This window comes from Lactococcus garvieae, from assembly GCF_016027715.1.
Classification (GTDB): Bacteria; Bacillota; Bacilli; order Lactobacillales; family Streptococcaceae; genus Lactococcus; species Lactococcus garvieae_A.
Genome location: NZ_CP065691.1, coordinates 196767 through 219653, shown reverse-complemented (window position 1 = coordinate 219653; position 22887 = coordinate 196767). Strand labels below are relative to the sequence as shown.

The 22887-nt window shown below is 40.3% G+C and carries 21 protein-coding genes and 1 pseudogene; 1 reads left to right on the top strand and 21 read right to left on the bottom strand.

Annotated elements, in window-relative coordinates; translation table 11 throughout:
* Positions 1 to 79: 79 nt before the first annotated feature.
* From fabF to I6G50_RS01130, 21 genes and pseudogenes are all read right to left on the bottom strand, one after another.
* Positions 80 to 1297 (bottom strand): beta-ketoacyl-ACP synthase II, encoded by a 1218-nt coding sequence (fabF, locus tag I6G50_RS01230; RefSeq protein ID WP_081167024.1) that lies wholly within the window; start codon positions 1295 to 1297, stop codon positions 80 to 82.
* 57 nt (positions 1298 to 1354) lie between these two features.
* Positions 1355 to 2086: a 3-oxoacyl-[acyl-carrier-protein] reductase gene (fabG, locus tag I6G50_RS01225; RefSeq protein WP_197908921.1), complete on the bottom strand. Its 732-nt coding sequence runs from the start codon at positions 2084 to 2086 to the stop codon at positions 1355 to 1357.
* On the bottom strand, positions 2076 to 2249 hold the full coding sequence (locus I6G50_RS01220; RefSeq protein ID WP_003135451.1) for a hypothetical protein: 174 nt from the start codon (positions 2247 to 2249) through the stop codon (positions 2076 to 2078). The genes fabG and I6G50_RS01220 overlap by 11 nt, the downstream gene beginning before the upstream one ends.
* Positions 2249 to 3166, bottom strand: coding sequence for an ACP S-malonyltransferase (gene fabD, locus I6G50_RS01215; RefSeq protein WP_197908920.1), 918 nt, complete (start codon positions 3164 to 3166; stop codon positions 2249 to 2251). The genes I6G50_RS01220 and fabD overlap by 1 nt, the downstream gene beginning before the upstream one ends.
* A gap of 99 nt (positions 3167 to 3265) precedes the next feature.
* A complete protein-coding gene (locus tag I6G50_RS01210; RefSeq protein ID WP_003135454.1) occupies positions 3266 to 3487 on the bottom strand; it encodes an acyl carrier protein in 222 nt (73 codons plus the stop codon).
* A gap of 87 nt (positions 3488 to 3574) precedes the next feature.
* Complete coding sequence (locus I6G50_RS01205) at positions 3575 to 4552, bottom strand: beta-ketoacyl-ACP synthase III (protein WP_003135456.1); 978 nt, start codon at positions 4550 to 4552, stop codon at positions 3575 to 3577.
* Positions 4552 to 4992: a MarR family winged helix-turn-helix transcriptional regulator gene (locus I6G50_RS01200; RefSeq protein ID WP_003135458.1), complete on the bottom strand. Its 441-nt coding sequence runs from the start codon at positions 4990 to 4992 to the stop codon at positions 4552 to 4554. Before I6G50_RS01200 ends, I6G50_RS01205 begins: the two co-directional genes overlap by 1 nt.
* A gap of 410 nt (positions 4993 to 5402) precedes the next feature.
* Complete coding sequence (locus I6G50_RS01195; protein WP_197908919.1) at positions 5403 to 6344, bottom strand: iron-hydroxamate ABC transporter substrate-binding protein; 942 nt, start codon at positions 6342 to 6344, stop codon at positions 5403 to 5405.
* A gap of 11 nt (positions 6345 to 6355) precedes the next feature.
* The gene (locus I6G50_RS01190; protein WP_197908918.1) at positions 6356 to 7294 is read right to left on the bottom strand and encodes a FecCD family ABC transporter permease; all 939 of its coding nucleotides are present in this window, start codon (positions 7292 to 7294) and stop codon (positions 6356 to 6358) included.
* Positions 7291 to 8241, bottom strand: coding sequence for a FecCD family ABC transporter permease (locus I6G50_RS01185; protein ID WP_197908917.1), 951 nt, complete (start codon positions 8239 to 8241; stop codon positions 7291 to 7293). The genes I6G50_RS01190 and I6G50_RS01185 overlap by 4 nt, the downstream gene beginning before the upstream one ends.
* Entirely contained in the window at positions 8231 to 9013 is a 783-nt protein-coding gene (locus I6G50_RS01180) for an ABC transporter ATP-binding protein (RefSeq protein ID WP_197908916.1), read from the bottom strand. Before I6G50_RS01180 ends, I6G50_RS01185 begins: the two co-directional genes overlap by 11 nt.
* Positions 9014 to 9273: 260 nt before the next feature.
* The gene (gene yidD, locus I6G50_RS01175; protein WP_003135469.1) at positions 9274 to 9540 is read right to left on the bottom strand and encodes a membrane protein insertion efficiency factor YidD; all 267 of its coding nucleotides are present in this window, start codon (positions 9538 to 9540) and stop codon (positions 9274 to 9276) included.
* Between the two features lie 8 nt (positions 9541 to 9548).
* Positions 9549 to 11291, bottom strand: a complete 1743-nt coding sequence (locus I6G50_RS01170) for a 1-deoxy-D-xylulose-5-phosphate synthase (RefSeq protein WP_197908915.1) — start codon at positions 11289 to 11291, stop codon at positions 9549 to 9551.
* A 68-nt stretch (positions 11292 to 11359) separates the two neighbouring features.
* Entirely contained in the window at positions 11360 to 12772 is a 1413-nt protein-coding gene (locus I6G50_RS01165; protein WP_197908914.1) for a sensor histidine kinase, read from the bottom strand.
* Between the two features lie 5 nt (positions 12773 to 12777).
* On the bottom strand, positions 12778 to 13446 hold the full coding sequence (locus tag I6G50_RS01160; RefSeq protein ID WP_219336265.1) for a response regulator transcription factor: 669 nt from the start codon (positions 13444 to 13446) through the stop codon (positions 12778 to 12780).
* 169 nt (positions 13447 to 13615) lie between these two features.
* Positions 13616 to 14608, bottom strand: coding sequence for a LacI family DNA-binding transcriptional regulator (locus tag I6G50_RS01155; RefSeq protein WP_081167002.1), 993 nt, complete (start codon positions 14606 to 14608; stop codon positions 13616 to 13618).
* Positions 14609 to 14633: 25 nt separating this feature from the next.
* Positions 14634 to 15299, bottom strand: coding sequence for a beta-phosphoglucomutase (pgmB, locus tag I6G50_RS01150; protein WP_197908913.1), 666 nt, complete (start codon positions 15297 to 15299; stop codon positions 14634 to 14636).
* Positions 15292 to 17556 carry a glycoside hydrolase family 65 protein gene (locus I6G50_RS01145; RefSeq protein WP_197908912.1) on the bottom strand — a complete coding sequence of 755 codons (2265 nt, stop codon included), beginning with the start codon at positions 17554 to 17556 and terminating at the stop codon, positions 15292 to 15294. Before I6G50_RS01145 ends, pgmB begins: the two co-directional genes overlap by 8 nt.
* 24 nt (positions 17557 to 17580) lie before the next feature.
* A pseudogene (locus I6G50_RS01140) lies at positions 17581 to 19189 on the bottom strand (alpha-glucosidase).
* A gap of 14 nt (positions 19190 to 19203) precedes the next feature.
* Positions 19204 to 19473 (bottom strand): DUF1294 domain-containing protein, encoded by a 270-nt coding sequence (locus I6G50_RS01135; protein WP_003135478.1) that lies wholly within the window; start codon positions 19471 to 19473, stop codon positions 19204 to 19206.
* A 98-nt stretch (positions 19474 to 19571) separates the two neighbouring features.
* Positions 19572 to 21326, bottom strand: a complete 1755-nt coding sequence (locus tag I6G50_RS01130) for a glycoside hydrolase family 13 protein (RefSeq protein ID WP_197908911.1) — start codon at positions 21324 to 21326, stop codon at positions 19572 to 19574.
* A gap of 256 nt (positions 21327 to 21582) precedes the next feature.
* Between I6G50_RS01130 and I6G50_RS01125 the strand changes: the two genes are divergently transcribed.
* Entirely contained in the window at positions 21583 to 22818 is a 1236-nt protein-coding gene (locus I6G50_RS01125) for an extracellular solute-binding protein (protein ID WP_197908910.1), read from the top strand.
* Positions 22819 to 22887 lie beyond the last annotated feature (69 nt).

Sequence of the window (22887 nt, the reverse complement as noted above, 5' to 3'; positions counted from 1 at the left end):
CTCGCTTTCTTTTTCACAACTTAAGTTCAAAAACACTTAAACTCTGAGAAAGAAAGCAGAGTGCTTCTCTTTCTTTAGACTAGTCCGTATACTTTTTAAATGCTAATACGGCATTGTGACCACCAAAACCAAAGTCTTGTGACAAAGCATAGTTGATTTCAGCATCTTGTCCTTGGCCCAGAACAACATTGATTGTCATTCCTTCATCCAATTCTTTTGTTCCAGCATTAACTGGCGCAAACTGATTCAAAATAGCTTGTACTGTAGCAACTGCTTCGATAGCACCAGTAGCACCAAGAGCATGTCCATGCAAGGCTTTTGTTGAGGAAACCAAAGCTTTATCGCCAATCACATTATGGATAGCTTTTGCTTCTGTTTCTTCATTTGCATGAGTTGAAGTTCCGTGTGCATTGATATAATCAATATCTGCTCCAGAAATTCCTGCTTCTTCCAAAGCAAGTTTCATCGCATTTTCCGCACCAACACCTGATGGTGTTGTCATGTGGTAAGCATCATTTGTATTCCCATAACCAACGATTTCTGCTAAGATATTCGCACCACGTGCTTTGGCATGCTCAAGGCTTTCCAAGATCAAGACCCCAGCACCTTCACCCATAACAAAACCAGAACGGTCTTTGTCAAATGGACGACATGCGATAGAAGCATCTGTTTCTTTTGTCAAAGCAGTCAAGTTAGCAAAACCAGCGATACCAAGTTCACAAATTGCAGCTTCAGCACCACCAGCGATGATTGCATCTGCATAACCGTGTTTGATTTCGCGGAATGCGGAACCGATAGAGTTAGCGCCTGCTGCACATGCTGTAACTTCAGCGCGTGATACACCACGAGCGCCAGTACGCAAAGCGACATTTCCGGTTGCCATATTAGCAATAGCCAAAGGAACATAAAGAGGTGTTACTTTACGTGGGCCTTTAAGCAATGCTTGGGAATTCTTTTGTGTTTGTTCCAAGCCACCGATACCCGATGCCATAATACATCCTAAGCGATCATAGTTGGTGTTTTCTGGGTTGATACCAGACATTTCCATTGCTTCCAGTGCAGCATAAACTGCATAAAGTGAGAAAGTATCCATGCGACGCGCATCTTTTTTCTCAAAATGTTTTTCAAATGGAAAATCTTTTACTTCAGCTGCTACGCTGATTCCAGTCGCTTCAGCATCAAAGTGCGTAATTGGACCGATACCTGTTTTACCAGATTTAAGACCATTCCAAAATTCTTCTGGTGTATTACCGATAGCACTAGTTACACCATAACCTGTAATGACTACACGATTCATATTTTTTCTCCTTTGGAGTTTGTTGCAAACTTCTTTTTTAACCTGATAAACAGGGACTTACATTGCCATCCCGCCATCAATAGACAATACTTGTCCTGTCATATATTCTTGCTCAGCAAGGAATTTCACTACTGAAGCGACTTCTTCTGGATTACCAAAGCGCTTCATTGGAATTTGACCTTTCATTGCATCTTTGACTTTATCTGAAAGAACTTCAGTCATATCAGAATCAATAAAGCCTGGCGCAACAGCATTGACCCGGACATTACGACCAGCAACTTCGCGGGCAATTGATTTTGTCAAACCAATCAAGCCAGCTTTAGAAGCCGCATAGTTGGCTTGTCCTGCATTACCAATCAAACCTACTACAGAAGTAATATTGATAATTGCACCTTCGCGCGCGCGCGTCATTGGTTTTAAGACCGCCTGAGTCATATTGAAAGCACCGGTAAGGTTGATTTTCAATACCGCTTCAAAATCTTCTTCGCTCATCTTCAAAGATAAGCCATCACGAGTGATTCCCGCATTATTAACTAAGATATCGACTGATCCCAAAGTTTCAACTGCTTCTGCTACCATACGTTTAGCATCTTCAGACTGTGAGATATCTCCTGATATCCCTACAGCTTTGACACCAAAGGCTGTAAACTCAGACAAGAGTTCTTCAGAAATCGCTGAACGCCCATTAATAATTACGTTAGCACCGGCTTGGGCAAACTGTAAAGCAATGGCCTTACCAATACCGCGTGTTGAGCCAGTCACAAAGACATTTTTATTTTTAATTTCCATTGTTTTTCCTGTTCTTTTGTTTTTTATCTGCTCGAGAGTAAACTCCTGAGCCGATAAAAGCAACAACAACTGATCCATACCAGAGGAGACTATTCTGTTTTAAAAACAAAAGTCCAGTGCCCCCAAGTAAGATAAGAAGGATACCTGTAATCTTTAAATTCATTATTCAGCCAACAAAGCATCGAGAGATTCACGATCTTCGACATTTGTGAAGCTTGCTTCCTTATCAATTTTTTTGATAAATCCTGAGAGAACTTTTCCTGGACCCACTTCAATAAAGCGCTCCGCTCCTAATTCTTTCATCGTTTCTACTGATTCGTAAAAACGTACAGGCTCCATCACTTGACGTGTCAAGAGGGCTTTTATTTCTGAGTGAGGCATGACTTGGGCAGTGGTGTTAGAAATAAGGTCCATTTTAAAATTATTAAAATGAATCTTTTCCAACTCCTGCGCGAGCTTCTCACTTGCAGGTTTTAAGATTGCAGTATGGAAAGGACCAGAAACTTTGAGTTCAATCAAACGTTTCGCTCCTGCTTCCTTGAGAAGTTCAACAGCATAATCTACTGCTTCAGCTTGCCCACCAATAACGATTTGTGCCGGAGTGTTGTAGTTAGCTGGACTGACAATACCACGTTCAGAAGCTTTTTGACAGACTTCTTCAATCAATGCGGCATCAGTATTCATCACAGCAACCATTTTCCCTGAACCTGCAGGTGCAGCTTCCGTCATGTACTGTCCGCGTTTTGCAACTAAGGCAACAGCTTCAGCAAAGTCGAGAGCTCCACTGGCTACTAAGGCAGAATATTCTCCCAAAGATAAACCAGCAACAAGATCAGGTTTAATTCCCTTCTCAGAGAGTAAACGAAGAATAGCTACAGAAGTCGTCAAGATTGCCGGCTGTGTGTATTGTGTTTCATTGAGCTTTGTTTCGTCATTATCAATTAACTCACGAAGATCATAGCCCAAAACTTGACTTGCCTCATCAAAAGTTTCTTTGACAATGGCAAATTCATCATAAAGGTCTTTAGCCATGCCCAATCGTTGAGCGCCTTGACCAGAAAAAAGAAATGCTGTTTTCATATTTTTAAAATTTCACAAAAATTTTCACTCTTGTGACACTTTCCTAATTTTCAAAATTTAACACAAGTGAAAAACGGGGCTTTCACCCCATTATTTCTCTTATTGTTGAGCTTCAACATATTTAACAAGATCAGAAACTGTTTTCATGTCTGCTTCTGTATCTACTTCAACATCGAATTCGTCTTCGATATCGTTAATGATTTGGAAAAGGTCAAGTGAGTCAGCATCGAGTTCTTCAAATGAAGTTTCGAGTGTTACTTCTTCTTTTTCTTTGCCGAGTTCGTCAGCGATGATGTCTTGTACTTTTTCAAATACTGCCATGGTATTTCTCCTTTAATGTGTAGAAAGTATATATATTATAGCGTGATAAATCACTCATATAACCAAATTTAAGTCATATCAACCTACTTAAAGATTGATAATCAGCGTGCCCCATGTGAGGCCGCCTCCAAAACCTGTTTGGACAATCTTAGATTTTTCGTCCAAAGAAAGTTTACCATTTTTTATGGATTCTGACAAGAGAATAGGTATGGAAGCTGCACTTGTATTGCCATAATCCTGCATATTTTGTAGGAATTGACTACGCTCAGCGCCCAGTTTCTTCGCCATTTTATCCAAAATGCGCGAATTAGCCTGATGCAACAAAAAATAATCAATATCTTCTGGTTTCAAGTTTGCTTTTTCTAAAGTCTCTTGGATATTTTTGGGAACATCACGTGTCGCAAAATCAAATATGGCACGTCCGTCCATTTTTATAAATTCTGTAACATGGTTTATTTGACCATCAAGCTCTGGATTGAGCGCCAAATAATTAGAAGTAAGCGAGCCGCCACGGCTCCCATCCGTCCGTAAGTTTTCTGCGATGATTAGAGGCTGTGTACCTGTGTTCTCCAAAAGAACACCACCTGCACCATCTCCAAAAAGAACAGCTGTAGAGCGATCAGACCAGTCTATAGATTTAGACAAGACTTCCGAACCAATAACCATTCCACGTTTGTATCCCCCTGCAATCAGCTTCTCAGCCGTTGACAAAGCGAATACAAAGCCCGAGCAGGCTGCTGTAAGGTCATAGGCAAAGGCGCGTTCTGCACCAATCTTTGCTTGAACCAAAGCTGCCGTGCTGGGCATACTGCTGTCTGGCGAAATAGTGGCTACGATAATAAAATCAATTTGATCGGCAGACAAGTTCGCTTGTGCCAATAATTGTTCTCCTACCTTAGCCGCTAAATCACTGGTATTTTCATCAACTGTGATGTGTCGCTGCTTAATACCCGTGCGTGAATAAATCCACTCGTCACTCGTGTCCATGATTTTTGCCAAATCATCATTTGACACAATTTTATCGGGCACATAGTGTGCCACTTGGGTAATTTTAGCGAAAGGCATTATTTCATATTCTCCAATGACTTATGTAATTCTTCAAGTTCGCCTGCAAGTTTGTTTTCGGTTGTCCCGTAAACACTCAACATAAGTTTTTCTGAAATTCCACGGAAAAATTCACTATGTGAAGCACAAAGTGCCTTACCTTTTTCAGTCAAAACGATATAGGCCACACGACGATCACGATCTGAACGTTCGCGCTTAATATATCCCTTAGTTTCCAAGCGATTGAGTGTAATGGTAATTGTTGAAAGGGCTAATTTTTGATTCCTTGCAATATCTGTAGCTCGGCAAGTTCCCAAAGTATGGATAAGTGTCATTTGTTGAAGTTCTTTCACAGTTACATCTGGGTAATCAGAATCCTTCAAGAACTGTTCTTCTAAGTTCATGCAGTCGTGGAAAAGTTGAATCAACCATTCATTAATTTTGTCAAAATCTGTTTTCATTTGTACTTCCTGATATTTTGATGATACAAACCATTTACAATACAAAATTGTACCATAATAAAAATAATTTGCAAGTGCTAAGTAGATTGGAAAAGGCGACTCTTTGGGCTTGTATTCCCTGTATTTTTCCAACCAATACAGAAAAAAAGCAAGATGTAGTCGGAAGTCAGTGGGTAAAATAAAAGCATTTCATCTCTAACTTTTCTTAGCTTTTTTCTTTCTAATGGGATATTTCTTTCCTTAATTTTTATTTTTGTGAGCTTTTCTCTCATCTACTCTATGCTTAGCTTTATTATATCAAAATAAAAGTTGATTATTTCCTGTTTTTATCAATAATCTGACTAATTAAGACAAAACTTTACTTTTTGATAAAAAAACCCTTAGAATAACTTCCAAGAGTTGGTCAAATATTATTTGGTTTGGCTAATCAGTGCATCTGTATAGTCAGTAAGTTGTGTCATAGAGGCTGTTGGTCCACCAAAGAAATAAACCTTGTCGTAGTCCATTGTAATAACATGTCCTTCTTTGACTGCCTTCAGATTCTTCCATACTGGATTTTTTTGAAGAGCTTCGTATTGCGCCTTATCTGAATTTTTGAAATCAATAAAGATATAGTCTGCATCAAAATCTTTTAGACTTTCAGCATTAACTTCAGAGTAGCCTATCCCTTTTGAGAGCTCTGCCATTTTGGCAGATTCTTGGAAACCTAGACCCCGAGTCAGTGCTTGCCCACCACGGGCAAAGTTACTGCCGTAAGCATATATTTTGTCTGCTTGTAATTCCAAAAGGGAAATTGTTGATTTGGATGTATTCACACCATGTTCTTTGAGCTTCGCTTTTTGTTCATCCGCTTTTTTATCAAATGCTTCGACAAATTCTTTCTTTTCATCTTCACGATTGAGTAATTTTGCAAAGAAATCTAAAGACTTATCCATGTTGTTCATATCTTGATAATTCACCAGAACAGTTGGCGCTATTTTTTCGTAGTCAGAAACTTGACTCTTATCTACTGTAACAATCAAGTCTGGTTTTTGAGCAATCAGTTTTTCCAAGTTAAAACTTGGAGTTCCTAAGTCAGCCATGTTTTCCTTTTGCTTATCTGAAAGATAAGGGTTAGGATAAGCCCACGAATCTGTTCCTATTACATTTGCTCCCAAAGTTGCCACATCATCTGGATAATTTTGCACTGCGATGCGTTCAGGATGAGCAGGCACTTTTACTTCACCGTTCAAGGCTGTAAAAGTTACCTTTTCATCTTTTTGTGTTTCAGCTGTATCAGAGTTAGAACAGGCAGATAGTCCCAAGAGTCCAATTGCTGCCAAAGTTAAAGAAAATAATTTAAGGTGTTTCATGAAATCCTCTTTCAAATTTTTTGTATCAAGTATATATAGTAAGGTGCACCAATCAAGGCAACCATGAATCCAAGGGGAAGACTGGACGGGGCGATAATAGTTTGTGATAGACTATCGGCTAAAAGCAAGATAATCATCGCCACTAAGATTGTTGCTCCAGCACGCTTCTTGCTTTCAAACCCAACCAGCTCGCGTGCTATATGTGGAGCGATCAAACCAATAAAAGCTAAGCCTCCAACCAGCAAAACGCCTATAGAAGCAAAAAGCAAAGCGATGAGGTAAAACTGCATTTTACTTCTGCCGACATCTAAGCCCAGACTTGTTGCCATCTCTTCTCCTAGACTGAGTATTTCCAACTTTTTCCTGAGAAAATAAAAGATAAGGAAACCAACGATTAACAAGACAAAAGTAAACAGAATAAAAGTAAGGTCTGTCTGCCAGACATCACCCGAGAGCCAGACCGCTACCTGCTGAAAATCAAAACTGTTGATAGACAGCTGAGCCAAAGTAATCAGAGCTTGAAAAAGAGCAGTAATCCCGAGACCAATAAGAAGAACGCGTATATTACTGGCATTTTTCTTTAGGGCAAGCTGATAGAGCAGGGCAAAGGCTACCAAAGCTCCCAGCACAGCAAAGAACGGGTACATAAAAAGCCAAATCCCTGAAAGTTTCAACCATTGACTGAGGAGAAGAAAAAACACAGCGCCAGCGCTTGCGCCACTGGTAATTCCCATCGTCCCCGCATCAGCTAGGGGATTGTCTACCGTTGTCTGTATAATTAAGCCCGCCATCGATAAAGAAATGGCAGCAATCAATACAACAAACAAACGTGGCAACCTAAACTGTGGAATCAATAAAGAAAGAAGATCCCAATCTGTGGAGAAGTGGGTCAAATCAATAGCTACAAGCGCGACCAAAGCGAGAAATAAAAATAAAAATTTCTTTTTCATCTTTCCTCCTGACGCATCATATAGATAAAGAAGACGGCACCCACCAACAATGTCAGACTTCCAGCGGGAAATTCGTAAGGTTTAAACAAATTACGCGCCAGTAAATCTGCGATAAGCAAAAGTAAAACCCCGATTAAGTTGGACATGAAGAACTTCTTCAAAAAATGGCTGCCTACAACACGTCCTGCGAGATGTGGAGCCATTAACCCAACAAAACTAATCACTCCGACACTCGAAACTGTAACACCACTGGCAAGAGCCACCAGAAGCATAATCAATAGTCTCAGCCTATTCACCGATACTCCTAAGCTCGTCGCCATTTCTTCACCAAAAGCAAGAACCTTTATCTGGTTAGAAAGAAGTAATATCAGACACACAAAAAGGAGCGTGACAGCGGCCAAAATCTTTAGCTTTACCATAGTGATACCTGAGAAGGAACCTACAATCCATAAAAAATAAGACTGCATATTTTTGCTATAAAAAGTCAAGATACTTGCAAGACTTGTGGCAAATAGACCAACAGATGTCCCTACAAGTACAACTTTCATAGGTTGAAACTTACTCTTCACCGTTAAAAAAGCCACCACTACTAGCGCAATAAAAGCCCCTACACTCGCAACAGCTGTCCCTAACCAACCACCTGTGGAAAGTTTAAAAACAAGGAGAAGGGCAAGCGCAAAGCTTGCACCTCCTGATATGCCTAGTGTAGATACTTCAGCTATCGGATTTCCCGTCATTGTTTGGACTAAGAGACCAGAGCTAGACAAAAGAATGCCGACAAAAACTAAGGCAAAAAGCCGAGGCAAGCGCAGTTGCAAAACCACATTTTCTTGCCAAAATTGACTCAAACTATAATTTTGCTCGCCAAGCATCAGATAAAGGACCGAGAGGAAAAGGATGAGTAGAAGGGCAACAGTGACCTGTCTTGAATATTTTCTAATCTTCATTTTTAACCCCTGTAATCATCAAAGTTTGACAGAAAAGATCACGACCTAAGCGCACTTGCAAGCCAAAACTTTCATGAATAACTTCTTCTGTGAATAAATCTTCCACAGTACCTGCTGCAAAAATTTCACCCTCTTTAACGATGACCAAATTATCGGCAAAACGCGCAGCATGGTTTAAATCATGAATAACATAAACCACAGTTTTTTGCATTTTCTCCGCAAAGCTTTTAAGCAATTTCAAGATATCCAGTTGATGGAGGAGATCAAGATATGTTGTGGGTTCATCCAAAAGGATAATCTCACTGTCCTGCGCTAGAATCATCGTGATAAATGCTCTTTGACGCTGTCCTCCCGAAAGTTGCGCAACTTGCTGATCACGTAAATCCCAAATTTCCGTCTCCTTCATGACTTTCTCCACAAATTCCCTATCTGTTTCTGATAGGTTTTGCTGCGTAAGCTTTTGATGAGGGAAACGTCCTAGACTAACCAGTTCATAAACGGTGATATCACTCGGCGCCTGCATGGTTTGCGGAAGCAAGGTTAAGATTTTAGCAATCTCTAAGTTGCTTCGACTTGTGAGAAGTTTATCGTCATAGATAACTTCACCCTCATACTTTATTAAACGTCCCAAGGCTTTTAATAAGGTTGATTTACCTGATCCATTTATTCCGATGATAGCAGTGGTTTTTCCTTTTTCAATTTCCAAAGAAACATCTTTCAAAACCTGCTTTTTCCCGTAAGATACGTTGATGTGTTTTGCCCCAAAATACATGAGTTTTTCCCTTTAGCTCTAGTCACTCGTAATGCCAATAATGTCAAATACTTTTTACATATCTAATTAAAACATACTTTATAAAAGTTAACAAGTGATTTCTTAATTATTTATTAATGGAGTGTTCTTATAATAGTAAGAAGACCAAGATTAAAACCTTCAAGCCTAATGTCTTGAAGGTTAACCTGTTTTCTTTTTTATTTTTTTCAAATGAAACCACTTCTGATTCTCATTCTCTTTTATGATTATAACAAATTTTTCTAAGTTTCCTTAGTGTCCTCTTGAGGAACCTCAAAGTTTCTTCTCAAGGAAAACTTATCAGGAACCAAATCATAACCGGGTGTACAAAAAGGATGACACCGCAATAGCCGAGCTGAGCCCATAGCAATACCTTTGGCTGCGCCATGCTTTTCAATCGCTTGAATCATATAATTTGAGCAGGTTGGATAATAGCGGCAAGCGGGAGGTAAAAGAGGAGAAATAAATCTCTGATAACCATGCACGGTTTTTACTAAAACTTTTTTCATTTTTTCCTTTATTTTAGAGCCTCTAGGATATCCGCAATCATAAGTTCAGGCGTTAAGTGATAACGGTCATAGAGTTCTTCTACAGCTACAGAGTCATTAAATTCTTTGTCTGCACCATAGTTTAGTGTTTTAACACCAAATTTGCCTAAATAACTTGCAACTTTTTGACCGAATCCACCATCTAGAATGCCATCTTCCAACGTCACAAATACTTTATGGTTTTCTGTTAACTTACTTAAGCTTTCCTTATCAAGCTCAGCCACAAAGAGAGGATTAACAAGAGTTGCTTTTATATCTACTTTTTCAAGAGCTGTCACAATCTTTTGTCCATGACTAAAGAGACCACCAAGTGCGAGAATCGCAACTTCTGAACCTTTTTGCACAACTTCGTACTGCGCCTTACTAAAATCTTTCAGGCTTGATGGATGGCTCTCAACACCATGTTCAGGTATTTGTAAAATGACGGGATTTTCTTTTTGAGTCAAAGCCCAATCCAGCATAGAAATCACTTCTTCTTCACTCGTTGGAGCAAGGTAGACAAGATCTGGAATGTTTGAAAGCATACCAATAGCAAAACTGCCTTGGTGTGTTTTGTCAGAACCAGAAATAGAAGCTGATTTTACAATCACGACAGCTGGTTCTTTGTTGATTGCTAAGTCATGTAAGAACTGGTCATACGCACGTTGCATAAAGGTAGAATTGTGGAAAATCATGGCGCGTGCACCTCCGGCTGCAACGGCTCCACCAAATGTTGTGACATACTGTTCAGCTATACCCGCATCAACATAATTTTCGGGGTGTTTCTCAGCAAATTCCTTGAGATTATTTATCATCGGAATGCCACCATTAACAGCTACCAGCGGCATACCCTCTGCCACCTTTTCTTCCATGTAATCAAGAATAATGCGCGTGTAATTTTTAGCTGAGTTGGTATTTTTCAAAGACCCATCTGATAAATTAAAAGGTGAACGCCAGTGAAAGGCTTCTTTCATATCAATAGCGGGTTGGTAACCATGACCTTTTTCAGTATTGATGTGTAAAACAATAGGATGATCAATATCTTTCACTTCTTCAAATAAAGCGATGAGCGTATCAAGGTTATTGCCATCTGCCACATACTTATAGTCTAAGCCAAAAGCTTTAAACATATTATTTGTAGATTGCCCTTTGGTCTCACGCAACTCTGCTAAACCTTTATAAATACCCCCATGATTTTCCGCAATGGACATTTGATTATCATTGAGAATAAGGATAAAGTTTTTATCATAAGCACCCGCGTTGCTAATCGCTTCGAGAGCAAGTCCACCAGAGAGTGAACCATCACCCAATACAGCAATAATATTGCCTTTTTTATCTGTCAAATCGCGCGCTTTTGCAAGCCCCATAGCGTTCGCCACAGATGTCGAAGTGTGCCCAACAGTAAAGAAATCATGCTCGGATTCTTCTTGACTGGTATAACCTGTGATGTCATGAAAATGCCCATCTTCAAAACCTTTTTTACGTCCTGTTAAAATTTTATGGGGATAAGTTTGGTGACTCACATCCCACACAAATTTATCCACAGGTGACTGAAAGACCTTATGTAAGGCAATGGTTAACTCTACCACACCAAGGTTAGGTCCAGTATGCCCACCGATTTGACTCACTTTATTCAAAACTGCTCTACGGACATCCTCAGCAAGTTCTGTCAACTCTGTACGGTTGAGCTTTTGCAAATCTGCTGGCTCTTTTACTTTATCTAAAATCGTCATCTTGATCTCTTTCTACCCGTTTTTTTGGCAAGACTTATCCTCTGTGGATAAGCATTTACTCCATTTTATTACTTTTTGTTCACTTTTGCTGATTTTGGAGATATATTGGTTCGTAATCGTACAACAAATTTTGTGCCACGTGGAGAATTATCTTCGACGATGATTCGACCATTGTGTGCTTCAGCAATTTGCTGTGCTAAGGAAAGGCCAAGTCCTAAACCACCTTTTTGACGTGTTCTGGCCTTATCCACACGGTAAAAGCGATCAAAGATTTTCTTCTTATCTTCATCACTAATACCTTCACCATTATCGGCCACACTCAGCATAAGTGTCAATCCATTTCTTTGAACATCAACTTGAATCTCACCATCTTCTCCTGTATATTTCATGGCATTATCAAAGAGGATAGTTAAAAGTTGTTTCACTAAGCTTTGGTCTAAACTCATGCTACCATCAAATTTTAAAGAAGTTTTAAGTGACTTTTCAGAGCTTTCTGCCAGAAGGTGGTAGTTACTAAAAATTGCTTCAAAGAACTCTTTATCTGTTGCTTCTGGATTAATCTTAATATTATTATCTTGTCGTGCCATATTCAGGAGGTTGCTGGTTAACAAACGCATATTACGCACTTCAGACAAGCTCTCTGATATATTTTCCGACTCATCAATAATTGTCGCATTAGGATTTTGGAAAAGTAACTCCAAACGGTTTTGTAAAATGGCGAGCGGCGTCCGCAATTCATGACTGGCATTTTCCACAAAGGCTTTCTGTTTTTCATAGGCCTCCATCACGGGGCGCAGGGTCCAGTTAGCCAGATACAAACTGATAATCACTGAGATAAACCAGAACATAACCATAGTGGTAATGATAATAAAGTTACTACGACTCAAACTGTCTTGGAGCTGATCCACATTGCTAAAAACTTGGATATAAGCCATACTGTTCGCCCCAGGACTCGCATCAAGAGTATTTGAAGGCGGCATAGCCAAAGTCACATAGCGATAATGCCAATCTGCTCCATAAGGATTTCGTATCGATATGGACTTGATTTGCCCGAGGGCATCTTTGTCTAGCTTGGCCGTTCGTTCAAGTTGATATCGGACAAGATCTACTGTAAAGACTTGCTGATGACTACCATTAGTTGCTTTGGTTGTGCCTATCCCTCCTGTCGGGTTCAAAACCGTACCATTTTCGTCATACATGACGATACTGTTGGTAGGATTATAGTTTCCTTGGTCGATCTCCAAAGATCCTTGGTTGACACCCGATTGATTCAGTGCTAAGGCTCTGAGAATATCTGGATTAGAAGCCAAATCACGTAGATTTTGATCCGTTGACTTATAGACTCCACTTGTCAAGACCTGTAAAATGATTACCGTCAAGGCAAAGAAAATAATCGTGAAATCTAGAAAAAAATGAAGGAAGTTTTTCCCATCATTTTTCACAATTGGCATCGATTTTATTTTTTCTATTATTTTTTTCATAATAATTACCGTAAAATATAGCCGACATTACGCAATGTAGCTAAATTTTGGGCAAAGTCAGTATCTTTTAGTTTCTTACGAATCTTACTCATATATACTTCAACTACAGTCACAGTCGTATCGCTATCAAAGCCCCAGATACGATCAAAAATCTGTTCTTTAGGCAAGATAACATTTTGGTTTTGCATCAAATAAACAACCAAATCAAATTCCTTACCGATTAATTCCACAGGTTCATCATTGACAAAGGCTGATTTGTTGGTCAAGTTCAAACGAACATTACCATATGTAAGTCCGTTAGCATCTTCAAGTTTACCTGTACGCTTCAAAAGGGCTTGAATACGTGCTTTTAATTCATCAAGATAGAAAGGTTTGGTCAAGTAATCATCTGCCCCGATATCGAAACCATGCATCTTATCATCTAAAGACTCTTTAGCGGTCATGATCAATACAGGTGTATCAACATTTTGATCACGCAGTTCCTTCAGCACTTCGAAACCATTTTTCTCAGGCAACATCAAATCCAAGAGGATTAAATCATAAATCCCCATCTCTGCTTCATAAAGTCCTTCTTCTCCATCAAATACTTGCTTTACTTCCGCAAAAGATTTTAAGAAATCGTAGACTGACTTTGACAAAGAGAGGTCATCTTCAACTAATAATATTTTAATCATCGCATCCATCTTTCTTACACTAACGGGTATAATCAACCAAAAGTTGCGCCCGTCCTTCCCTTTATTTTACACTATTATGACCTTTTTTTCTTATTTAAAGCTGAAAAACGCAAAGAGAAGATTTTCTTCCCTTGTTTATTAAATATTGAAAAAACAGTGAAGATATTCTTCACTGTTTCCGTTCCATCTCACCTTTCGAGGCCGTTGACTCTCTTAAAATAAGCTCAAAGGGAATGATTGTTTTGTCATGAAACTCTTCTTTCTGATGTGTCAGTGCCAAAAACTTTTCCACTGTTGCTGCGCCTAGACGCACAATATTAATATCAAAAGTCGTTAAATAAGGATGTACAAGTGTGGAGAAAGCCGAGTTATTATAAGTAATGACGCTAATATCATCGGGAACTTTCAAGCCTTGCTCTGCTAAGCGTGCGATGACCTTTAGGGCAAGCACTTCATCCATGACCACTAGCCCTGTTTCTGTTTGCAGGGACATATTTTCGTCAAAAACATGCAACTTGGCTTGTCTTTTTTTCTTCGACATTTCATCCTGATAGCCTTGATAACGCTCTTCAAAGACCTCACCATCTTTAGTATCAGTCACAAAAGAAATTTCACTATGTCCTAGATCCATCAAATAACGTGTGGCTTCATGGCCCATGAGGACATTATCGTTATCCACATGAGTGATTTCATTTTGCTTCTCAGTTGGTGTACCCAGAAGGACAAAAGGAATTTTATTGTCAAAAAGATAGTCACGCACACTATCCGACTGTCCCGCATAGAGAACGATAAAACCATCCACACGTTTCTCAGAATACATCAGTTCCACTTGCTGTTTGAGTTCACTCTCTTGGTAGCCTGTCACCACAGCAATCGACACATCGTATTTACGTGCTGTTTCATTAATCGCAGTCAAAACCTTCATATAGAAGGGCTGATTGGACTTGTCCTCTACTGGTGGAAAGACTACACCAATCGTATTTGATTTTCCTGAAGCTAAAATCTGAGCCGCTACATTACGTGTATAGCCTAGATCTTGCATTGCTTTTCTTACTTTAACTTTTGTCTTCTCACTGATCTCTGGACTATCTTTGAGAACGCGGCTAACAGTCGAAGCATTGACCCCAGCTTTTTTAGCTACATCTTTTATAGTAACGGCCATCTTTTATCTCCTGATTCTACTCTATTTACTTATTTTCCCAAACTTTTGTTAATAATTCAAGAGACAGACTACTGGTATTTGAAACTAGAGCGATATCTGAGCCCAAGTCTTCAGCAGAACCGACACCGATAGGCAAGGCACCTGCCGCTTTTATCGCCGCAATACCTGCCTGGGCGTCTTCAATACCGATACACGAAGAGATAGGCACACTGACTCCCGCTGCTGCCGCCAAAAAAATATCTGGAGCAGGCTTAGAGAAAGCAACTTTTGCTGGATCAGCAATCGCATCAAAATATGTCTTTAAATTCATCGCTTCCAACAAAAAGGGGCCATTTTTCGAGGCAGATGCTAGAGCAATTTTGATATTAGCAGCTTGTAAATCCTCTAATAACTCCAGAATACCTGGATATACATCGGCAGGACCAACTTGCTGAATCATCTGCACATAGTTTTTATTTTTTTGCTCAGCCAACTGGGCGAATGCTTCTGGCCCATACTGGTCTGCTTTTCCCCCAAGTTCCAGTATCTTTCGGAGAGAATCTTCTCGCGAAACACCTTTGAGCTGTTCATTAAATGCCCTATCGACTCCGGAAATTCCGATTTCTTCAGCTAGGGCTTTCCATGCTTGAAAATGATACTCGGCCGTATCGGTAATTACCCCATCTAAGTCAAATAATACTGCTTTAAACATGCTCTACCTCTGCTTCATAACTGTCTTTTAACTGCACTTTTTCTCCATAGACTTCCAAATCGAGAGCCTCGCCTTTGAGCAATTCTATTTGCAGTTTTGTTCCTACACTAATCTTAAGTAAACGCCCGCGATAATTAATGTGGAAACTATAAGATTCCCAAGCTTGAGGGATAAAGGGAGCAAAACTCAGTTGTCCATTCCAAGTTTTCATTTGGGCAAATCCTTGAACGATAGCCAGCCAAGAACCAGTCATGGACGTAATATGGAGGCCGTCCTCTGTGTCATTATTATAGTTGTCGAGATCCAAGCGTGCTGTTCGTTCATACATTTCCACCGCCTTGTCTTCCATACCCAGCTCCGCAGCTAAAACGGCATGAATCGAAGGGGAAAGAGAACTTTCATGAACAGTCAAAGGCTCATAAAAATCAAAGTTACGGCGTTTTTCTTCAAGACTGTAATGATCACCAAAGAAGTACAGACCTTGTAAAACATCAGCCTGTTTAATATAAGGCGAACGCAAGATTCTATCCCAAGACCAGTTTTGGTTCAAAGGCAGATGCTTTGGATCCAGTTCGGCAACAGGCGTCAAGTCTTTGTCTAAAAAGCCATCGTGTTGCACAAAAATACCCATAGCTTCATCGGTTGGATAATACATATTGGCTGTGATATCTTTCCATTTGCCTAACTCCTCATCGGAAACCTGTAAATCTGGACGTGGATACTTAGCCAAACTTTCTAGAGTATAGTTTAGGACCCAGCTTGCCAATGTATTGGTATACCAGTTATTATTGATATTGTTCTCATATTCATTGGGTCCTGTTACACCATGAATCATGTAGGCCTTTTGACGTTTTGAGTAGTGCACACGATCAGCCCAAAAGCGAGAAATCTCTACCAGAACTTCCAGCCCTTCTTGTGCCAAGTATGTTTCATCCCCTGTGTAGTTGCTATAGTTATAGATTGCGTAAGCAATGGCACCGTTACGGTGGATTTCCTCAAAGGTGATTTCCCATTCATTGTGGCATTCTATTCCTGTGAAAGTAACCATCGGATAGAGTGCACCATCAAGGCCTTGCTGTCTTGCATTATGCTGGGCTTGTGGCAGTTGTTTATGGCGATAATGCAGCAAGTTTTTGGTTACTTGCTGGTCTGCTAAGGCAAGATAGAGTGGCACAGCATAGGCTTCAGTATCCCAGTAAGTTGCTCCCCCATACTTTTCACCTGTAAAACCTTTGGGACCAATATTAAGGCGTTCATCTTCCCCATAGTAGGTCGCAAAAAGTTGGAAAAGATTAAAGCGAATACCTTGCTGAGCTTGGTCAGAGCCTTTGATCTCAACATCCGCAAGTGCCCAACGCTCAGCCCAAGCTTTTACATGCTCTTCTAAAAGTTGGTCATAGCTTCTACTTTGAAGTGTGTGTTCTAAGTCAGCTGATGCTTTTTTCATCTCCGCTAAGTCAGAATAATCACGACTGGTCACAACAAGCACGCGCTTTTCAAAATGTAAAACTTCTTTCTCCAAAAGAGCTTCATGATAATCGAGAACTTTTTCTTCTTGAATATCTTGTCCTTTGCTCTGAAGATTCCCTTTAAAACTTTGGCTAGCTAATACTGTAAATTGCTCCACACCAAATGGGTTTTCGATAGTTTGACTTGCGATGTAAGAAGCTGCTTTATCACCGCCTTTGTCTAAAACTTTCCAGAACTTCTCTTCATAGTTCGAGTCTTCATTGTGCACATCGGCATCAATAAAGGATTCTGTACGAACCTGATGCGCCTTACCATCTACACTCTCAAAACGGAAAGAAAAGACGGCCAACTCAGGATGTACAATAGACATAAAGCGTTCTACTGAAACCGCGACACCCGCTTTCTCATAGTGGTAGGAAAGAACCGCTTTTTGCATATCCAAAGCGATATGAAAGTTTTGGATATCATCCGTATATAAGTCGACTTCTTCGCCATCGATAAAAAGAGAGACACCGGAAAAGTTCATAGCATTAATGGCTTTACCGAAATATTCTGGGTAACCATTTTTCCACCAGCCTACACGCGTTTTATCGGGGAACCACACGCCTGCAATATAAGTCCCCTGATGATGATCGCCTGAATATTTTTCCGAAAAATTACCCCGCATCCCCATATAGCCATTTCCGAGTGAGGTTAAGGACTCTTGAAGACGACGCTCCTCTTTTTCCAGCTTACTTGACTGGATGAGCCAAGGATCAACTTCCATAATTCTACTGATTTCTTTCATATCTCTTCCCATTTCTTTTTTACTCTACTTTTTCTTGAAAACTTGGTATTCCCAAGGCAAAAGACTCATTTTAGTTTCAAGGGTGCGGTTGGAGCTTCCGAGCACCTGCTGATAAGCCTCTGTCTCAAATTTCGAAAAGTCTAACTGCGCTTTCGTCTTTCCTAGATTTGTTATAACCAAAAAGGAATCTCGCTCATAAACAAACGCTGTTAAATGCTGCTCAAACAGAAAACTTATGCTCCCGTGTGCAATATCCTCTTCTTCATGCCGTAACTGGATCAAAGCTTTATATAACGATAAAATGTCCTGCGACTTTTCTGTATTTACTTCCTCATAGTCTGGATGAATCGGCATCCACGGCTCACCACTGGTGAAGCCAGCATTCTCGCTCGCATCCCACTGCATGGGTGTGCGTGAGTGATCACGGCTGTTTGCCATGACCTGTGAGAGCGCCTCTTTCTTCGTGAAGCCTTCCGCTAAAAGTTTTTCGTAAGCTTGCTTAATCTCAGTCGCGTCGGTTTGAGCAATATCCGTAAAAGGAAAGTTACTCATCCCTATCTCTTGCCCTTGATAGATAAATGGTGTCCCTCTTAAAAGCATATAAGATACAGCTAAAGCTTTTGCTGAAGCAATACTTCCATCTCCAAAACAACTTATGGCACGTGGCTGATCATGATTTTCCAGATAAAGCGCATTCCAACCGCGTTCCAGCATATCTTTTTGCCAGCGCATGATTGTTTTCTTATAAGCATACATCCAGGTATGGCCGGGGTTATCCTCATGGCGAATATTATGCTCGAGTTCGAAGATCATTTTAAGATAGCCTGCTTTTTCTTCAGTCCAGTCGGGCGCTTCTGTTGAAGTCACACCTGAAGCTTCTCCTACTGTCAAGGCACCATACTCATCAAATATCTCTTTCAGATCCGACATATAGTGCTCAATGCCAGCTACATTCATAAAAGGTTGCCATGGATCGTTGCCCTTTTTGGACTTGATTTGGAACTTCCAATCTTCCTTTTGAATATGCGATATTGCATCCAAGCGAAAACCGTCCACTCCCAAGCTCTAACCACCAGCGAATCATTGTATAAATCTCTTGACGGACCTGAGGATTTTTCCAGTTCAAATCCGGTTGTTCTTTTGCAAATACATGAAAGTATGCCTGTGCTGTCTGTTCATCATAGGTCCATGTCGACCCGCCAAAGAAAGATTGCCAGTTATTAGGCATTTTATCTGGTGTGGCATCCATCCAGTGGTAATAATCGCGATAAGGATTATCCTTGGATTTTTTACTTTCGATGAACCACGGGTGTTGGTCTGAGGTATGGTTAATGACCAGGTCCATGATTACTTTCAAATCATTTTCGTGCGCCTTTTGCAGAAGCACTTTCAAATCATTCAAGTCGCCAAACCGCTCATCAATACTGTAAAAGTCAGCAATATCATAACCACCATCGACTTGTGGACTTTTATAAATGGGATTTATCCAGACAAAGTCGACACCCAGTTCTTTCAAGTATGGCAACTTTTGGATAATCCCTTGCAGGTCTCCCACACCATCACCATTACTATCTTTAAAAGACTTGGGATAAATCTGATAACCTACCCAATGTGCGAAATCTTCTTTTTTCATTTTTCAACCTTAGATTATATATATCGTAAAATTAAAATGAGTAACCCTAAATCAATCAATAGCCCAATAATCCACGCCAGCCAGAAATACCATTTTCTGGTCTTATGATGACATATCTTGCCAGCAAGTAAGGCACCTAAACCACCGCCAAAAATGGCTTGTCCGAGGAGGATTTTTTCTGGTATCCGCCAAGCATGTGTCTTGGCTTTTTGTTTATCCACAGCGTAAAAAGCAAAGACAATGCCATTCCAAACTGCTAATATACTTAATAATATTATTCTCATCTTTTCTCCTTCTATTCTATTATGACAAAATATTTGAATATAGGAAGTAATATCGAGAAAATATCCACAACTATTTTTTTAAGGTACTTTTTAATTTTTTATTTGTAAATTACAAATCCATCTTTTTGGACATGATTGTTGTCTGCGAGATGAGCTAGGAGAGTCTCCCCCCCTGTGAATGCGACGGGTTTGTCACCTTTGTTGAACAAGGCAGTGATTTCGCCACGCACCAACTTGACCACACCATTTGCAGTATCGACAAGTTGCCATTCTAGATCTGACTGACTCAAGGTTTGAGCATTTTCACGGCGGAAAGCGACCAAATCTTTAAAGAAAGCATACATCTCTAAGTCTTGGTGTTCCTCAGTCCACGGCATACACTTGCGGCAGTCAGGGTCCGCTCCACCATCTAAACCATACTCATCGCCATAGTAGATACATGGCACACCCGGTTGCATGTACATAAAGGCTTGCACTTGTTTGACCAGGTCTTTATTGCCTTTTGCTTGGGTCAGCAAGCGAGGTGTATCATGCGAGTCTAGGATGTTAAACATCACTTGATTTGCTTGCTTGCGATAAAGCATGAGCTGGGCATTAATAGCCGAGACCATTTGTTCTAAGTTGAGATCTTCTTTTACAAAAGTATCGATAATCGCATTCGTATAAGCATAGTTCATCACTGCTGAAAACTCATCGCCCACGAGCCAAGGCTGTGCCGAGTGCCAAACTTCCCCTAAGATATAGAAGTCGTCTTTCGCCGCATCACAAGTTGTACGGAATTTTTTCCAGAAAGCATGGTCCACTTCATCCGCCACATCTAAACGCCAAGCATCAATGTCACATTCTTTAATCCAGTATTTCGCAATATTTAACAAATACTCCTGTACTTCTGGATGTGCCGTATTCAGTTTTGGCATATGGGGTGTAAAGGCAAAAGTATCATAAGTCGCGGACTCTGAAACTTCAAAATCTTCTGTGGCTGTATAAGTTGCAGGCCATTCATTGATATGGAACCAGTCTGCATATTTAGAGTTTTGTTGGTGCTTGAGGACATCTTGCCATTGTGGACTTGTATCACCGATGTGGTTAAATACAGCATCCAACATTACTTTTATGCCGCGCTGGTGCGCTTCCTTGACCAAAGTTTTAAATACTTCGAGATCCCCAAAATACTGGTCAATCTTTAAATAATCTTCGGTATCATATTTGTGATTAGAGTAGGCTTGGAAAACGGGAGTAAAGTAAATACCGTTTACCCCTAAGTCAGTGAGATGATCGAGATGATCAATCACACCTTGGAGGTCTCCGCCATATAAGTCTTGCCGGGCTGGCGACTCTGTTGGATCCCAGACTTTGACTCCTTCAGGGTTAATCTCTGGGTTACCGTTCGCAAAGCGTTCAGGGAAAATCTGATACCAGACTGTATCTTTCACCCACTCTGGTGCCTTAAAACGATCCACTTCATGGAAGAAAGGCATCCGGAAAGCCGCATATTTTCCAGTGAGAAGTTTTGTTTCAAAAGGCAGGATACCTGAGTCAGTATAAACAACCTTCTCCCCATCTTTTCCTGTAATCACAAAGAGATAGTCCATACGTTTATGAGGTACACCAACTTCTGCCAAATAGAAATCACTTTCTTCTGTTGAAAGAGCATAGTTCATCTGAATCTCTTGATAGTTCCATATCATCTCTTTATGTCCTTCATGTTTTGAAAACATATAAGGATCCCCATAAATCAATACAGCACTTTCGATATCATGACGTGCGACACGCAAACGTATGTGAATCGTTTGTTCTGTATAGAGATAAGCGAATTCTGATTCTGGGCGATGATAGACAGCTGCTTTATTCATGAATAAATACCTCGATTTTTTCTTGTTTTTTTCATTTTAGCATAAGCCGCACTTTTGCGCAACCGTTTGCAAATAACTTTTTTTAATTTTTTTCAAGACAAATAATTATATTCTATAGTATATACGCTTAACGTGTCTATACCAACAATGCCAGTAATCAAATTGTAAAGAACTACCACTTGACAAAACGGAAGCGTTTGCATAAAATAAGAGTTACAAACAAGAATAATTATTTTCATTTAGGAGGAAATACTTTATGAACACATGGAAAAAGATCGCTCTAGGTAGTGCTTCTATCATTGCTCTTGCTAGCCTAGCTGCTTGTGGAAACAGTAAAGATAGTGGAAGTTCAACATCTGCTTCTTCAGATGCGAAAGATCATGAAGGATCTGTTACGCTCTGGGTCGATCCCGCAAACGTTGCTTCTTATAAAGACTTGGTTAAGAACTTCAACAAAGAATATCCAAATATCAAAGTCAAAGTTACACAGTCTCCAAATGGCTCGGCCAATGCAAAACAAGATGTAAGTAAAGATCCTGCTCAGGCGGCGGATGTGTTCAAAGTACCCAACGATCAGCTCGGTGCGATGGCTGAGGCAGGCTACATCAACCCTCTTTCTCCAAGCGCAACAGACTGGGTAAAATCTAACGATATCCAAATCGCTGTTGATGCCGTATCTTGGAAAGGCAAACTTTATGCCTACCCACAAGATGAACAATCAAACATTATTTACTATAATAAAGCCAAATTCAGTGAAGCACCAACAGACTGGTCAGACTTCACTGCAGATAAACCGATCGGTACGGACTTTACCAACTCTTACAACTGGTACCCCGTCTTCCTTGCGAACGGCACACAGCTCTTCGGTAAAGATGGTGAAACTGCTGACGGTACAGATGCAAATACCAAAGCTGGCGTGGAAGCCATGACTTGGTTTGCAAAACAAAAATCAAATCCTGGTGTAAAACAATCAGCGACAGCCCTTCTTGCCGATCTCAAGTCTGGCAAAACACAAGCCGTACTTGATGGCCCTTGGGATGGCAGCACTATCAAAGAAATCCTCGGCGATAACTTTGGTGCCACAACCTTACCAACTGCTGACTTCGGTTCTGGCTCTAAGCAAATGCAAGCCTTCTCTGGTGTTGGTACACTTGCTGTCAACTCACAATCTGAAGACCAAGTCGCTGCATCTGCTTTAGCTCAGTACTTGTCAAATACAGAGTCACAGTTGGCCCTTTACAAAGCCAATAACGCAATTCCAGTATCAAAAGAAGCCCAAAAAGATCCTGAAGTTGCTAAAGATCCCGTAGCTCTTGCGGTAATCAAACAAGTAGAAAATGACACATTAATGCCTAAGATGACACAGATGGCAACATTCTGGAACTTGGCAGCACCGCTTATCGAGAATGCTTACACAGGTAAAACACCTGCTTCACAATACCAAGCACAACTTGATAACTTCGTAAAATCAATCTCATCAGCTACTGAATAATTTTTGATTAACTCTAAGGGGATTGGGCTTATCCTAATCCTCTTATTTTTTATATACAAAAGGGTAATA